This is a genomic window from Butyricimonas synergistica DSM 23225, from assembly GCF_000379665.1.
Classification (GTDB): Bacteria; Bacteroidota; Bacteroidia; order Bacteroidales; family Marinifilaceae; genus Butyricimonas; species Butyricimonas synergistica.
In genome coordinates this window covers 1,521,630-1,536,593 of the sequence record NZ_KB903359.1, presented here as the reverse complement: position 1 = coordinate 1,536,593, position 14,964 = coordinate 1,521,630, and the positions used below count along the sequence as shown (strand labels likewise).

11 protein-coding genes are annotated in these 14,964 nt (G+C 47.4%); 10 read left to right on the top strand and 1 reads right to left on the bottom strand.

The features are described from left to right. The first annotated feature begins 16 nt into the window (after positions 1–16). From A3CY_RS0106715 to A3CY_RS0106670, 10 genes are all read left to right on the top strand, one after another. Positions 17–1,354: a DUF4959 domain-containing protein gene (locus A3CY_RS0106715; protein ID WP_018337146.1), complete on the top strand. Its 1,338-nt coding sequence runs from the start codon at positions 17–19 to the stop codon at positions 1,352–1,354. Continuing rightward, positions 1,354–2,898, top strand: coding sequence for a DUF4998 domain-containing protein (locus tag A3CY_RS0106710; RefSeq protein ID WP_018337145.1), 1,545 nt, complete (start codon positions 1,354–1,356; stop codon positions 2,896–2,898). The genes A3CY_RS0106715 and A3CY_RS0106710 overlap by 1 nt, the downstream gene beginning before the upstream one ends. A 151-nt stretch (positions 2,899–3,049) precedes the next feature. Further along, a complete protein-coding gene (locus tag A3CY_RS0106705; RefSeq protein ID WP_018337144.1) occupies positions 3,050–3,961 on the top strand; it encodes a PD-(D/E)XK nuclease family transposase in 912 nt (303 codons plus the stop codon). Positions 3,962–3,969: 8 nt separating this feature from the next. Continuing rightward, positions 3,970–4,731, top strand: coding sequence for a hypothetical protein (locus A3CY_RS0106700; RefSeq protein ID WP_018337143.1), 762 nt, complete (start codon positions 3,970–3,972; stop codon positions 4,729–4,731). 52 nt (positions 4,732–4,783) lie between these two features. Beyond that, the gene (locus A3CY_RS0106695; RefSeq protein WP_155828205.1) at positions 4,784–5,485 is read left to right on the top strand and encodes a ComF family protein; all 702 of its coding nucleotides are present in this window, start codon (positions 4,784–4,786) and stop codon (positions 5,483–5,485) included. A gap of 81 nt (positions 5,486–5,566) precedes the next feature. Then, on the top strand, positions 5,567–7,483 hold the full coding sequence (locus tag A3CY_RS0106690) for an Ig-like domain-containing protein (protein ID WP_018337141.1): 1,917 nt from the start codon (positions 5,567–5,569) through the stop codon (positions 7,481–7,483). Then, the gene (locus A3CY_RS0106685; RefSeq protein WP_018337140.1) at positions 7,480–8,241 is read left to right on the top strand and encodes a DUF3108 domain-containing protein; all 762 of its coding nucleotides are present in this window, start codon (positions 7,480–7,482) and stop codon (positions 8,239–8,241) included. Before A3CY_RS0106690 ends, A3CY_RS0106685 begins: the two co-directional genes overlap by 4 nt. Before the next feature lie 148 nt (positions 8,242–8,389). Continuing rightward, positions 8,390–9,322 (top strand): DUF4837 family protein, encoded by a 933-nt coding sequence (locus A3CY_RS0106680; RefSeq protein ID WP_240388126.1) that lies wholly within the window; start codon positions 8,390–8,392, stop codon positions 9,320–9,322. Positions 9,323–9,325: 3 nt separating this feature from the next. Beyond that, positions 9,326–10,483 carry an exo-beta-N-acetylmuramidase NamZ family protein gene (locus A3CY_RS0106675; RefSeq protein WP_018337138.1) on the top strand — a complete coding sequence of 386 codons (1,158 nt, stop codon included), beginning with the start codon at positions 9,326–9,328 and terminating at the stop codon, positions 10,481–10,483. A 22-nt stretch (positions 10,484–10,505) separates the two neighbouring features. Further along, complete coding sequence (locus A3CY_RS0106670; RefSeq protein WP_018337137.1) at positions 10,506–13,574, top strand: AsmA family protein; 3,069 nt, start codon at positions 10,506–10,508, stop codon at positions 13,572–13,574. Positions 13,575–13,656: 82 nt separating this feature from the next. On the opposite strand, the gene A3CY_RS0106665 is transcribed toward A3CY_RS0106670, so the two are convergent. Beyond that, positions 13,657–14,835: an AIR synthase related protein gene (locus A3CY_RS0106665; protein ID WP_026207395.1), complete on the bottom strand. Its 1,179-nt coding sequence runs from the start codon at positions 14,833–14,835 to the stop codon at positions 13,657–13,659. Positions 14,836–14,964 lie beyond the last annotated feature (129 nt).

The window sequence follows — 14,964 nt, the reverse complement described above, 5'->3', positions numbered from 1 at the left end:
GTAAAAAGTTTGAACCATGAAATATACTTTATTTTTGACGATCATATTAGTCGCTCTTTTCGCTTGTCAAGATGACGACTCGTATTTCGACGTTACCCCGTCGAAAGAATTAATCCGCTCCATTACGCCTTTGCCGGGAGGGGCGGTGATCCGCTATCGCTTGCCGGAGGACAACCGGGTATATGCCATGAACGTGCGCTATCAGGATGCACACGAGCAGGAGGTGTTGAAAACCAGTGGTTTCGGCAGCGATTCGCTGGTGCTGGACGGCTTCAACGAGGCTCGCAAAGGGGTGAAGGCACGGGTGACGTTTACCGATCCGAAAGGCATGGAATCCAATTCGATGGAGATTACTTTCGACACGGAGGATTCCGCCCCGTACGCATTCTTTGAAAAGGCGGAGATTGTTCCTTCCTGGGGCGGTTTCCAGATGATTTACGAGGCTCCGGGAAAAGTGAACGGTATGGTGCATATCTATTATCTGGGGATGAATCCCACGACCAAGCAGACGGATACGCTTTTGTTGAAGAGTTCCCCGATCCTGAAAGGCGGGGACACGCTTTCTTTCGAGTTGAAACAGGAGGCGGCGGCGAACACGGTGATCGTGCGCACGCAAGATTACCGCGGTTATTGGGTGAAACAGAAAGTATGGGAACATGTCGTGTCGTATGTTGCCGACAAGATGGATCCGAAAGATTTTGAATTCCAGGATGTGCGCCATCTTTCGATTACCAATAAGACGGAGGCTACCGGGGTGGAATACCTGTTCGACGGGGACACGAAAGGGACACGCCGGATGATCTCGAAAAAAGATTTTGAAAACTTCACGTTCGTTGCCGGTCCTCGCGCCGTGGGGGCGCCTTTTATCGTGGATATGAAGGAGGGAAAAATCCCGGCAAAGGTGCGTATATACGGAATTTTATATACTGGTGAATACTTCTCGAATGATGACTGGGACTGGGGCGAGTTAGGCGGAATCTGGAAAACGGCGTGTATGAACAAGTTACCTTGCGTTGTGAGCGTGTACGGGAGCGATGAGGGTGACCCGGATGCTTCGTCGTGGGTGAAGTTGGGCAAATTCGAGCAAGATCCTGATGCGGAGGTCGAAGATCGTTGGTGTGAACGTTGTGACCATAATTACGAGCTTGTTTATGGAACGTTGGAAGAACTGGAAGAGGCAGATCCGGCTTATTTGGAGGTCGTGATTCCCGCTTCGGAAAAAAGATTCCGTTACCTGAAGATCGTGGTGGAAGATGTATTTAATAGGACATGGTATAATTGGGATGAAGGAGATAATCGGGATGAATACGTGACCATGCACGAGTTGGAAATTTACGTGAAAAAAGAGTTGTAATGATGAAGATGAAAAAATATATCATGGGCTTGCTGGCGGCGGGAGTGCTGTTGGCAGGTTGCGGCGAAAGTCTGGAGGACACGTATAGCGATATGGCAGGCGACGGCGCCATACGTTATCTGAACAATTGTACCGACATCCAGGTGATCCCCGGGTGGGAGCGCTTGCGTTTGGAATGGAATAACAGCCAAGATGTTTTAGTGGACAGTATCAAGGTGACTTGGGCGGTGGCAGATATGAAATATGATACGTTGCTGGATGCCGCAGCTTCTGCTGTAGACCTCTTGCATTTGAAAGACGGGTCATACGCTATTGAGGTGTGCACGATAGGAAAAGACAAAAGCCAATCGTTGGTGGAAACCGTGTACGGCCGTCCTTACACGGAGGCGCACGAAGTGGTACGTACCTTCACGAACGTGGTGACGAAGTTCTATAAGGTGAAAGCCAAGAATGCGTTACTGTTTTTCATGGACAACTGGAATGACGATATTTTGGATGTCCGGATGCACTACACGAATACCCGGGGTGAAGCGGTGAGTTACACGCTGACGAAGGCGGAATTCGAGCGGAAACACATCACGTTGGAGGACGTGGATTGCCATTTGCCCATCACGATCTCGCGCGTGGGACGGATCGAGGGATGTCCCGATGTGATTCATTTCGCTCCGATCGAGTTGGGTGATCAACGTAATTTCGCGACGGACTTCAAGACGGCGTTGGAGAGGCGGTACGGGGTTTCGGATCAGACCGAGGCGGAAAAGGCAGCGTTCGAGCATTTTATCGATACCGTACGGACGCTGGAATTTGATTACGACATGAACACGTTGGAGGATGTCCTCTTGTGTCCCAGTTTGGAGAAAATCGTGTTGGGGAAAAATCGTTTCTTGAATACCGCATATCCTTCCGACTATGATGCCAGTGTTTTGGAAGATGTGGACCGGAGTGTGTTGGTGTTGAATGAGGCAAATCGTTTGACGGGTTTGAAGGTGGAGCGTTATAACAACCATTATTTCACGGATGCCGGATTGTTGAATCCGGGGGTGTTGGTCGAGATGGGAGAAACCGAGATGCCTGCTTTGAATCCTGCCGGTTTAGAGGTGGAGAGCGTGAAGTGTTCGATAGAAGAAAGTGCGGATTGGGATTCTAATTTGAACGGATTGGTGGATGACGACCCGACCACGGAGTGGATGCCAATCGAGGGTAGTGTGGCAACCACCGGTATTCGGAATTACGAGATCACGATTACTTACAAGGAAGCGAAGAGGGTGAGCGGTTTCAAAGTGGTGCAAGCTCGCAAGACAGAGACCAATCAGTATATGCTGCCGGAGTTGATCAAGATTCAGGTTTCCGAAGACGGGATCGTTTGGAAGAATGCGCTTTACTTGAACGAGTGGGTCTTGGGGAAAGGTGTCGGGGAAACGACGTTAATTCCCATGGCAGAGCCCCGGGAGATTCGCTATGTGAAGGTGATCGTGAATGACCAGGTGCGTGCGTCAAACGGGTATAGCTCTATCGCTATCGCGGATGTGATTCCGTATAATTGAAAAAATTAGTTGTAGTGTGCTTGGAGGCTGTGTCACAATGTTGGCACAGCTTCTATTGTTTTCGAGTGCCTTGTTTAAACATGTTTCTCCTTGCGGTGATAACGGAATAGGAAAAAAATTGTATCTTTGCTTGTAGTAAAACACGACAGGTATGGCAAATTATATTCGTTTTGATTGGGCGATGAAGCGCCTGCTCCGCGACAAGGCAAACTTCTCGGTACTGGAAGGACTTATGACCACGCTTATGGGGGAGAAAATCACGATCTGCAAGTTACTGGAAAGCGAGAGTAACCAAGAAAGCGAGTTTGACAAGTACAACCGGGTGGATTTGCTTGCAGAGGACAGCAAGGGCACCTTGTTATTATTCGAGATACAGAATAACACGGAATACGCTTATTTTCAACGAATGCTTTTCGGAACCTCGAAACTGGTCACGGAATATATAAATCGAGGAGGGGGATACGACGATATCCGTAAAATTTATAGCATCAACATCGTTTATTTCAACTTGGGATGCGGCACTGATTTCGTGTACCATGGTAAAACGGAATTCCGCGGGTTACATAACAACGAGTTGTTGCGCCTTTCGCCGTTTCAACGCCAAAGATTCGAGGTCGACGAGGTTAGCCAACTTTACCCGGAATATTATATCCTGCGGGTAAACGATTTCAACAGGTGGTCGAAAGTACCCCTGGAGCAATGGATTTACTTCCTGAACACGGGCGAAATTCCAGACGACGCAACAGCCCCGGGACTTCAAGAAGCACGGGCACGCTTGCAACTCGACAAACTCAGCAAAGCGGAGTTGGAAGCCTATTACCGTCACCTGGATAACGTGGTAATTCTGCGGAGCAACATTTACACGGAACGAGAGGAGGGACGACTAGAAGGGCGACTAGAAGGACGACTAGAAGGACGGATGGAAGGATTGGAGGAAGGGCTGGAAAAAGGCGAGAAAAAGAAAGCGTTGGACATTGCCCGGAAATTGAAATCAAAAGGAATGTTCGCGGCAGATATTTCAGATCTTACCGGGCTGCCAATTGATGAGATTAATGAATTATGATGTGATATATGATCAAGTATGTTGCGAAGAGAGTTTGCCTGCGGTGGTTGGATGAACACCGCCACGGGGTGATGGGGACGGTGATTTTTCACTTGGTGCTGGCGATTTGCTTGGTGAGTATGGGGATTTCGCGGTTGGAGAATCACGTGGAGATGGAGATCGAGTTGGATATGCCGGAGCCGGAGATTGTGCAACAACAGCAGGAGGAGATGAAGAAGAAAGAAGAAATCGCCCGGCAGGCGGCGGATGAGGAGGTGAGCAGGATGTTGCGCTCGATGGCGGTGAACGAGGATGTGGTGAAAAGGAGTGAGGCGACGGAGTCCCACGAGCGGATTGAGGAGTATATTAACGAGATACAGGAGGAATTGCGGGGAGATTACGGGGATCGTTACAAGGCGGAGAAGAATAAACATTTCAAGGAGGATAGTGTCCGGTTTAAAAAAGATCAGCAACAACGGATGTTGGATTCGTTGCAATCCACGGTGTACGTGGGGAAGAGTAGCGTGTCGTATAATATCAAGGGACGTTACAAAACGTATTTGCCTATCCCGGTTTACAAGTGTGAATTCGGGGGGAAGGTGGTTGTTGCCGTGGTGGTCAACCCAAGGGGACGGGTGGTGAAGGCTGAAGTGGTGGATAAAGATTCCGACACGGATAGTAATTTGCGTGAGGTGGCGGTGGAAGCGGCGTTGCGTTCGGAATTTAACGCGGATGCCAAAGCGCCGGAGAGACAGGCGGGGACGATTACTTATAATTTCGTGAAACAATGAAGGGAATTGGGAATTTACGATTTATGATTTACGATTGAAAGATTTTGGATTTGTGATCAAGAGGTTTTGGGAGATATTTTTGGATTATTTGCGGTCGGGGGTTGGATTGTTGTTTCCGAGGCTTTGCGTGGTGTGTGGTGATGTGTTGGTACGTGGAGAACGGTTCATGTGCTCAGGGTGTTTGTGTCGGATGCCGTTGAACGAGGGGGCGGATGAAGGAGCGGACGAGAAAATGAAGGAGATTGTGGGGGCGGAGAATATATTTTGGTTGTTTACTTACAACCGGGAGAGTGATTTTCATCGATTAATATACGCTATAAAATACAAGTCCCGGCGAGAATTGGGAGTCTGGGCGGGACGGATGCTGGGGGCGAGGATTGGCGCGGGACACGAGATCGATTGTGTTGTCCCGGTACCGTTGCATCCGGCACGGGAAAAGGAGCGGGGATTCAATCAGTCTTTGGCGATTGGCACGGGGATTGCAGAGGAATTAGGGATAAAGGTTGAGCCGGATGTGCTGGAACGGGTGGTGAATACTTGTTCGCAGACGGGATTGAACCGGGAAGAGCGAGCCGATAACGTGAAGAAGGCGTTCACCTTGAAAGATGCCGGGCGGTTGCGAGGGTGCCACGTGTTGTTGGTGGATGATGTGCTCACGAGTGGTGCCACCACGAGGGCTTGTTTAGCCGAGTTGCGGAAAGTGGAAGGGGTAAGGTGCAGTGTCGCTTGTCTCGGTAAAGCCGGTAAAATCTAAAAAACTGAAATCTTAAATTTAAAATTGAAAGGATTTTAGCTTTTTTTCCCTAGTTTTGTAAGGTTAATATTTGGAAGAGCTATGAATAAGATTTTTTGGAATGGATTCTGTTTTGTTGCAGTTGTTACAGCGTTGGTTATTTATGCTTGCGCGAACCGGGGATACCCGGAAGGTGGGGAGAAGGACACGACTCCGCCCAAGGTAATCAAGGAGGTTCCGGAATCATTCTCAACGAATTTCAAAGGAAAGTATATAGATATATATTTCAACGAGTATGTACAGCTCAAGGAGATTAACAATAAATTCGTGATGTCGCCCCCGGCGAAGAAGAAGGCGAGGGTCAGTTTGCGGGGAAAATACGTGCGGGTGACTTTTCAGGACTCGTTGAAGCCTGAAACGACATACACTTTGGATTTCGCGGATGCCATCGTGGATAATAACGAGGCGAACCCGTTAGGTTTTTATCGTTACGTGTTTTCCACGGGACCACAATTGGATTCCATGGAATTGTCGGGACAGGTGATCGATATGGAATCGCAGTTGCCCGTGTTGGGGGCTATGGTGTTGTTCTACGAGAATCATGCGGATTCGGCGGCAATATCGGAATTGCCGAACTACGTGGCTCGGACGGATAGTGCGGGAATGTTCCGGGTGACGAATATCAAGAACACGACTTACCGGGTGTTGGCTATCGACGATGCGAACCGGGATAATAAGTTTTTGCCCGAGGAGGAGAAAGTCGGTTTTATTGACTCGTTGGTGACAACCGTATCATTCCCCATGGTCGTGTATGATACGATACATCCGGATACGATGGTCGTGGAAGGACGCCGGACGAAAAAAGGAATGGAGTTGAAGGTGTTGTCGAAAGACACGATTGTGCGAAGGGATTACACGGCTTTCGGACCAAGTAATTTGTTTATCCCGATGTTCAACGAGGAGAAAACTCAATTATATTTGGTGGATAAAGACCGCAAGGAGAGGGAACGGTTGGATTTTATATTCAGTATTCCCGCGGATAACCAGTTGAACGTGCGTTTGCGCGGGGTACATTTGCTGGACAAGGAAGATCAAGGCGATTGGTTTATCGAAGAACGTTCGGCAGGACGGGACACGATACAGTTGTGGATAAAGGACTCGTTAGTGTACAAGATTGACTCGTTGACCGCTTTCGCAACTTATTTACGTACGGATTCTCTCGGGAAACGGGAACTTTTTGTTGACACGACTCGTTTCTATTTCAAGGATAAACCGGAACCCAAGGGTAAACGTAAGAAAGATCAGGACTCGATCCCGGAGATCAAGTTTATGGAAGTGAATGTCGGGGTTGGCGGAACGGTTGATTTGAACAAGGGTATCCGATTCGAGTTTGACCGACCGATACGAGAGGAAGGGTTGAAGAATATCCAGTTGTTCGAGAAGGTGGACACGATATGGACACCGACCGACTTCACGATGAAACACGATAGTTTGAAGATTCGCAGGTACGAGTTGGAGAAGAAGTGGAAACCGGAAACCGAGTATATGCTGACGGTCGATTCTATGGGAATATATAGTATCTACGGGCTATATAACAACAAGATCGAGAAAACGTTCAAGACGAAGGCAGAAGAGGAGTACGGGAAGATTTTCGTGCAGGTGAAGAACGCCGAAACTCCGGTGATTATCCAGCTTTACCAGGGAGATAAGGATGTGAAAGTTTTGGACGAGAGATGGATAGACAAGGACGGAAAGGTAACGTTCGATTACCTGAACGAGGGAAAATATATGATCCGGGGAATCATTGACCGGAACGGTAACAAGAAATGGGATACGGGTAATTACATGAAGCGTATTCAGCCCGAGGAAATAAAATATCTGCCCGTGGAAATTAATTTAAAGAAAAATTTCGATGTAGAGCAGGAATTTGACGCGAGCAAAACGTATAAGAGAGAAGACCCGAGTAAAAAGAAGAATGTAGACAACAAGGATAACAGGAGAAATAGAAGCAATAGATGAGAATAATTATACTGATATTGACCTTATTCGTTAGCCTGCCTGCCATTTCGCAGAGGAAGCTGCCCAATGTAATAGAGAAACTGACTTACAGGGGATATTACAATTGGGGCTTTATCTGGATAAATGCCGGTACGGTGGAGATGTCCGTGAAGTCTTCCGACAAGTACCCGGATGCAGAAGAGGTGTTTGCCGTGGGATATTCCAGTCCCTCATGGGATTGGGTGTTCAAGTTGCGCGATACATTGATTTCCCACCACGATAGCGTGACGTATATGCCTTACGAGTTTTCCCGGAAAGCTCACGAGGGGAATTATCACAAGACGTTCGACTACGTGTGGGATTATGACAGTAACCGGATTCTTGCCGATATCCATAAAATCGGGAAATATCAGCGCAAGGATACGATCGCTTTGCAACCGGACACGTATAATATGCTGTCCGTGGCATGGAGAGCCCGGGAACTGGATTTTGACAAGTACAAGAAGGGGGATATGATCCCGATACGCATATTGCTGGACGATAAGATATACGATTTGTATATCCGTTATCTCGGGTTGGAAAAGGTGAAGACAGATAGCGGGCGCAGGCAGTGTTACGTGTTTTCGCCCCTGCTTGTCGCCGGGGATGTATTCAAAGGCGGGGAGAATATGAAGGTATGGGTAAGTAACGACGAGTACAGGATTCCCGTGATGGTCGAGGCAAAGATTCTCGTGGGTTCGGTGAAGGGAATTTTGGACGAGGCAAACAGTAAATTTTAGTGATTTGTGATTTAGTGATTTACGATTAAGTGATTGGTTTATGATAAGACGTTCATTTTCAATTTTCAATGTTCAATTTTCAATTGTATTGGCATTGTTTCTTGCGCTGGGTTCTTGTAAGAATACCACGAAGAATTTAATACCTGCTGTGTCAGGTAAGATTAATCAGGTATTGGTGATTGCCGAGAAGAACGTGTGGGACGGTCCCGTCGGTGATACGATAAAGGCTTTCTTCGGGCAGGAGCAGGATGGCTTGCCGCAGGCAGAGCCGATCATGGATGTGCTGAACTTACCCGAGATATATTTTGACAAAAATATGAAGGGACACCGGAACGTGTTGCAAGTCAGGATTTCCCCGACCGTCGATTCCTCGTACGTGCAGTACGTGGATAGCCCGTGGGCAAAGACGCAGAAGTTTATCAAGATTGTTGCCCCGAATAACAAAAAGGCGATACAGTTGTTCGAGGAAAACAAATTGAAGATATTGGGTATTTACGCGAAAGCGGAGCGGGATAGATTGGTTTCTATTTACAAGAGAACGGCGGATACGCGTATTTTTAATTTGTTCAAGAAGAAGTACGATATGTTGTTGTATTGTCCGACCGGGTATTACGTCAATAAAGATACCACGGATTTCGTCTGGATTTCGAGCGAAACGCAGAAGGATAGTAAGGGTATTATCTTCTTCACGGAAAAGTACGAGGACGAGAGTCAGTTTAATCATGTCATTATCGTGGATCGAGTGAACGAGGAGTTGCAAAAGTATATTCCTGGACCTCGGAATGGATCGTATATGGCGCTGGACACCGAGATCCCTTATACTTTCGTGCAATATCAGTACAACGGGCATTATGCCATGCTGCTACGGGGATTGTGGACTGTTGTTAATGATTTCATGGCAGGACCTTTCGTGTTGAACGTGGTGTTGGACGAGGAACATCAACGGGTGATCTACATGATGGGATACGTTTATTACCCGAATGAGAAGAAGCGGGATATGATAAAACAAGTGGAAGCTATACTGAACACGATGGTAATCGATTTCCAGGAAAAGGATCAGAAGCAGGAAACAAAGAAATAGTCGATGAAATATTTGATTTTAATTTTAGTGATAGCATCCGCATGTACGGATGCTATTTCCGTGAATATTCGGAATGGGATTGAGTGTTACGAGACGTATCAGAATTTGCTGTTAGGCAAGAAAGTCGGTGTAGTGGCAAATCATACGTCGCGTGTGGGAGAACAACATGGTGTTGATTTCTTGCGGGCACAAGGTGTGGATGTTCTTCGGGTTTTTGCGCCTGAACATGGTTTCCGGGGAACGGCTGATGCCGGAGAGACGGTTAAGAACCACACGGATGCGGCTACCGGTTTGCCTATCGTGTCACTTTACGGGAAGAATAAGAAGCCTCAACCTGCTGATTTGAAAGATATCGAGGTGATGGTTTTTGATATACAGGATGTTGGTGTTCGTTTCTATACTTATTTGTCGACGTTACATTACGTGATGGAGGCTTGTGCCGAACAGGGAATACCGTTGGTGGTGATGGATCGTCCGAACCCGAATGCTTTCTACGTGGATGGTCCCGTGCTGGAAAAGGAGTGCGTGTCTTTCGTGGGGATGCATCCCGTGCCCGTGGTGTACGGGATGACGATAGGCGAGTACGCGAAAATGATTAATGGAGAGGGATGGTTGAAGGGGCAAGTGAAGTGTGATTTGACCGTTGTCCCCTGCGAGGGATGGAAACGGGAGCAACCCGTGGCTTTGCCTGATGCTCCTTCCCCGAATCTGCCGGATTCGGTTTCCGTGATGCTTTACTCGTCGACTTGTTTTTTCGAGGGTACGGCAGTCAACGAGGGACGGGGTACGTTGTGTCCTTTTCAAGTATTCGGGCATCCCGACTTGAAGGATATGCCGTATAGTTATGTTCCCCGACCGATCAAGGGAATGAGTATGACCCCGAAATGTGCCGGAAAGACTTGCCACGGAATGGATTTGGAAGGTGAATACGGCACTATATTAGGAATGAAACGATTGAATTTGGTGTGGTTATTGCTGGCTTACGAGAAGTACGAGGGGAAGGAGCCATTTTTTAATGCCTTGTTTGATAAACTCGTGGGAAACACCCGTGTGCGGCAACAGATCACGGAAGGAAAGACAGAAGAAGAAATTCGTGCGGGTTGGCGGGAAGACGTGGCTAAGTTTATGGGAGTAAGGGAAAAATATTTAATATACGATTAATCATTTTCAATTTTCAATTGCTATGTGGCGTTTTTTGAAGTATTTTTTGATTACGGTGTTAGTTGTTGTCGTGCTGGTTTGCACGACAGTCGGAATCGTGTTGAATTTTATTTTTACCCCGGAGAAGTTGACTCCCGTGGTGGAGAAGACGGCGAACGAGTTGTTGAATGCAGAGGTGCATTTCGATTCGATAGAATTGACGTTCTTTTCCACGTTTCCGAATTTCGGGTTGGAAATCCGAAACGGAAGCGTGGTGACAAAAGTGTTCCAGGACACGACGCTTGGGGAGAATGTCTACTCGAAGACGGATTCCCTGATGAGTTTCGAGTTGTGTCGTCTGACGATAAATCCCATGGATTATTTAGCCAAAAAAGATATTGTAGTCAAAGAATTGCGAATAGAAAAACCTCGTATATATGCTTATATTAATCAGGAGGGGATGCCGGCTTGGGATGTGATGCGAACGGTGGAAGCGGACACGTTGACGGTGGAGGCGGATACGACCTCGGAAAGCCTGTTTGAGGGGATCGATATCAAGAATATTCGTGTGGAGGACGGTTATTTGGTTTTCGATGACCGAGCGAATCAGCTTTATGCCCGTGTGGAAGGTTTCGGGTTAAAGATTGACGGGGATTTTTCGGGGCGTAAGGCAAATTTGCAATTGGGAATGAAGGCGAAAAATTTGTTGTTGTGGCAAGAAGGAAATTTACTGGTTAAGCGTTTGGCATTCGGTGTTCAGACCGGAATGCATCTGGATCGGGATTCTTCGCTCTACGTGTTGGATCGGGCTGTCATGAACGTGAACGGTATAAAATTCGGTGTCGGGGGACAATTACGAGGGGATACGTTAAATCGACAGTTGGCAGTAGACTTGACTTTCGGGATGAAGATTCCGTCGTTGAAAACACTGCTTGATCTGGTGCCGGAAACTATCTTGAAAAGAGATGACAAGGCGGAAATCGCCGGAGAAGTTTCATGTAAAGGCACTTTGAAAGGAATATACGGGAAAGACCGGGTGCCCGTGTTGGAAGCCCGTTTCCGGGTTCGTGACGGGGCGGCTAAATATACCGGGATGCCATACGCTTTGGAGAAACTGGACGTGGATATAGAAGGATTGGTCGATTTGCAGAAAGAAAAGGCTTCGTTCGTGCAGGTGAATCGTTTGTGCGTGAAAGGGACTGACGTGGACGTGGATATAGAGGGACGTGTGGATGAGTTAATCACGAATCCACGGGTGGATGCAAAGATAAAAGCAGATGTGAATTTTTCTATTCTGCCAAAGATATTCCCGCTGGAGGAAGGGGTGACGATGAAGGGAAGTTTGAGTGCGGCCCTGAGAACTCATATTTTGTTGGCTGACGTGAAAAACAAGAACTACGGGAAGTTGGATATCCGGGGAGGATGTCGTCTGTACGACGTGTTATTGGCGAGCGAGAAAGATAGTTTGTCCTTACGCTCGAAATCCGTGGGATTGGGTTTCGGGACGAATATGGAGGATTCGACGATCATGCAGGGAAAGAATTTGTTGAACGGGATATTCGGTTTTGACAGCGTGGATATTAAATGGAAAGAGGCGCTGGTGTTTCATATGGATACTTCTTACGTGAAGGTGAAGACCTCGCCGTTGCGGGATACTACTGCCGTGGCATCTATGTCCGCCGATGTCAAGATCGGGTGGATAGACCTTACCGTGGGAGATTCTGTGCGATTCCGAATGGGAAATAGTAAAGTGAGTGCTGCTTTGGCTCCCTCGCCGGGGAACAAGAAATTGCCTCTTGTGACGGCACGAGTCGACATGGATAGTTTGCGAATACGGGCTAAAGGAAATCGGTTGCGTCTGGCTTTTGCCGGATTTAACTTGTCCGCGGTGCCGGGCAAGAAAGACGTGCGACCGTGGGAAGTGAACGGGATACTCGGTTTCAGGGATTTGCGTATGTACACGCCCATGTTCCCGTTGCGTATGCCCGGAACGAAAATTACATTGACACCGGGACATATCAAGCTGAATGGGGCGAAGTTGCGGATGGGAAAATCCGACGTGTTGCTGACCGGGGAGGTGTATAATCTTGCCGGGGCATTCTTACGGCAAGAGGAACTGTCTGCGAATCTAAGAGTGAAGTCGAACATGATCGATTGCAACCAGTTGATGAAGGCAATGGAGGTCGGGGAGGCAAACCGGATGAATATGAAATGGGGCATGGACGAGGAGTTGAGCGAGGAGGAATTGTCGGATGTCAATCTGGCTGCTGATTCTACTTACGTGGCGGACTCCACGATGTCTGTGTTTGTCGTTCCCCCGGGTATTGATTTCAGGTTTGAAACGGATATAAACCGGGTGCTGTACGGGAAGTTGATATTGGATAGTATTCATGGCGAGGTGGCAATGAAGAATCAGTGTATAGAGCTTGCCGATTTGAGAATGCGTTCCATGGCGGCAGACGTGAAGACGACGATGTTGTACCGGGCGTCATCGCCGGATAGGGCGTATGCCGGGTTTGACCTGCAGTTGGATGATATACACGTCGGTTCTTTGATTGATTTTATGCCTGCGTTGGATTCGATCGTGCCGATGTTGCGGTCATTTGACGGATTGGTAGATTTTCATATGGCGGCAGAAACCGAGATGGATTCAGCGATGATGATTGATTTGCCGACATTGCGGGCTGCCGCTTATATCGACGGAAAGAATCTGGTATTGATGGATGGAGAGACTTTCTCTGAAATTTCGAAAATGTTGATGTTCAAAAATAAGGAACGTAATCTGATTGATAGCGTATCCGTGGATTTCACGATAAAGAACAGCATGATCGAGATATTCCCTTTTATGGTGGAAATGGATCGTTATAAGGTGGCTGTCGGGGGACAACACCATATAGATATGACTTTCAATTATCATGTATCTTTGCTGAAATCCCCGATTCCTTTTCGTGCGGGAGTGGATATATCCGGTTCATTGGAGAAAATGAAGTTCCGTATCACGAAGGCGAAGTACAAGGATCTGTTTATCCCTTCCCGCAAGGCGAAAGTGGATAGCGCACAGATTAACGTGCGTAAACGGATTCGGGAGGTTTTGCAGACAGCGAGAAAATGATGAACTTTGCTGGTGGAAACAAAAAAAGGGCTGTGTCAACAGCCCTTGAATATATATAAATTGAAATTGAAGAAACCCACGGTCAGTATATGAACTTCCCGAGTTCGCTGATAATCGTGAGCTTATTACCTTGTCCCTCGTCGTTGTCATAGCAGCGACCGACGATCTGGGCGTCAATGTTGAAACTTTTGGATATGGCGATGATGTCTTCTGCAATCTCCTCGTTCACGTAAATTTCCATGCGGTGCCCCATGTTAAACACTTTGTACATTTCTTCCCACGGGGTTCCGGATTGTTCTTGAATTAGTTTGAAGAGGGGAGGAACGGGGAACATATTGTCTTTTACAATATGCAAGTTTTCCACGAAGTTCATCACTTTAGTTTGGGCTCCACCGGAACAATGTATCATTCCGTGGATTTGTTTCCGGTATTTGCCAAGCACTTGCTTGATAACCGGGATATAGGTACGAGTGGGCGATAACACTAATTTCCCGGCGTCGATGCCTAAACCTGCAATTTCGTCGGTCAGTTTGCATCCCCCGGAGTACACGAGGTTTTCGGGTAAAGAGTTGTCGTAGCTTTCCGGGTATTTTTGGGCAAGGTATTTAGAAAATACATCATGGCGTGCGGAGGTCAACCCGTTGGAACCCATTCCGCCGTTGTATTCCGTTTCGTAAGTGGCTTGTCCGTAAGATGCAAGACCGATAATCACGTCGCCAGCCTGTATGCGGTCGTTTGAAATGACGTCTGCCCGTTTCATGCGGCAAGTCACCGTGGAGTCCACTATAATCGTACGCACGAGGTCGCCGACATCAGCCGTTTCGCCTCCCGTAGAATAAATGTTCACGCCTAACTTGCGGTATTCTTCGAGCAGTTCTTCCGTGCCGTTGATGATAGCCGCAATGACTTCTCCCGGGATCACTTGCTTGTTCCGTCCGATGGTAGAGGAAAGCAAGATATTATCTACCGCACCCACGCAGATGAGATCGTCGATGTTCATGATGAGTGCATCTTGGGCTATGCCTTTCCACACGGAGAGATCACCGGTTTCTTTCCAGTACATGTATGCCAGTGATGACTTGGTTCCGGCACCGTCGGCGTGCATGATGTTACAATAGCTTTTCTGTCCTCCCAAATAATCCGGGATTATTTTACAGAATGCTTTTGGAAATATTCCTTTATCAATGTTTTTGATGGCGTTGTGAACGTCTTCTTTGGATGCGGATACACCCCGTTGATTATACCTTTCGTCTTTTCTCATAACAATTGAAAATTGAAAATTGAAAGTTGAAAATGAATTGTTCCCGTGAATATTCATCTTCAAGGATTCAAATTATCTTGATGTTAGTACTGACTTATCATTCGCTTGCAAAGTTAGGTATAATTTTCA

Bases quoted from the DNA above. Each gene is read 5' to 3' on its own strand.
- A3CY_RS0106715 (WP_018337146.1), top strand. From the start codon at position 17: ATGAAATATACTTTATTTTTGACGATCATATTAGTCGCTCTTTTCGCT.
- A3CY_RS0106710 (WP_018337145.1), top strand. From the start codon at position 1,354: ATGATGAAGATGAAAAAATATATCATGGGCTTGCTGGCGGCGGGAGTG.
- A3CY_RS0106705 (WP_018337144.1), top strand. From the start codon at position 3,050: ATGGCAAATTATATTCGTTTTGATTGGGCGATGAAGCGCCTGCTCCGC.
- A3CY_RS0106700 (WP_018337143.1), top strand. From the start codon at position 3,970: ATGATCAAGTATGTTGCGAAGAGAGTTTGCCTGCGGTGGTTGGATGAA.
- A3CY_RS0106690 (WP_018337141.1), top strand. From the start codon at position 5,567: ATGAATAAGATTTTTTGGAATGGATTCTGTTTTGTTGCAGTTGTTACA.
- A3CY_RS0106685 (WP_018337140.1), top strand. From the start codon at position 7,480: ATGAGAATAATTATACTGATATTGACCTTATTCGTTAGCCTGCCTGCC.
- A3CY_RS0106675 (WP_018337138.1), top strand. From the start codon at position 9,326: ATGAAATATTTGATTTTAATTTTAGTGATAGCATCCGCATGTACGGAT.
- A3CY_RS0106670 (WP_018337137.1), top strand. From the start codon at position 10,506: ATGTGGCGTTTTTTGAAGTATTTTTTGATTACGGTGTTAGTTGTTGTC.
- A3CY_RS0106665 (WP_026207395.1), bottom strand. From the start codon at position 14,835: ATGAGAAAAGACGAAAGGTATAATCAACGGGGTGTATCCGCATCCAAA.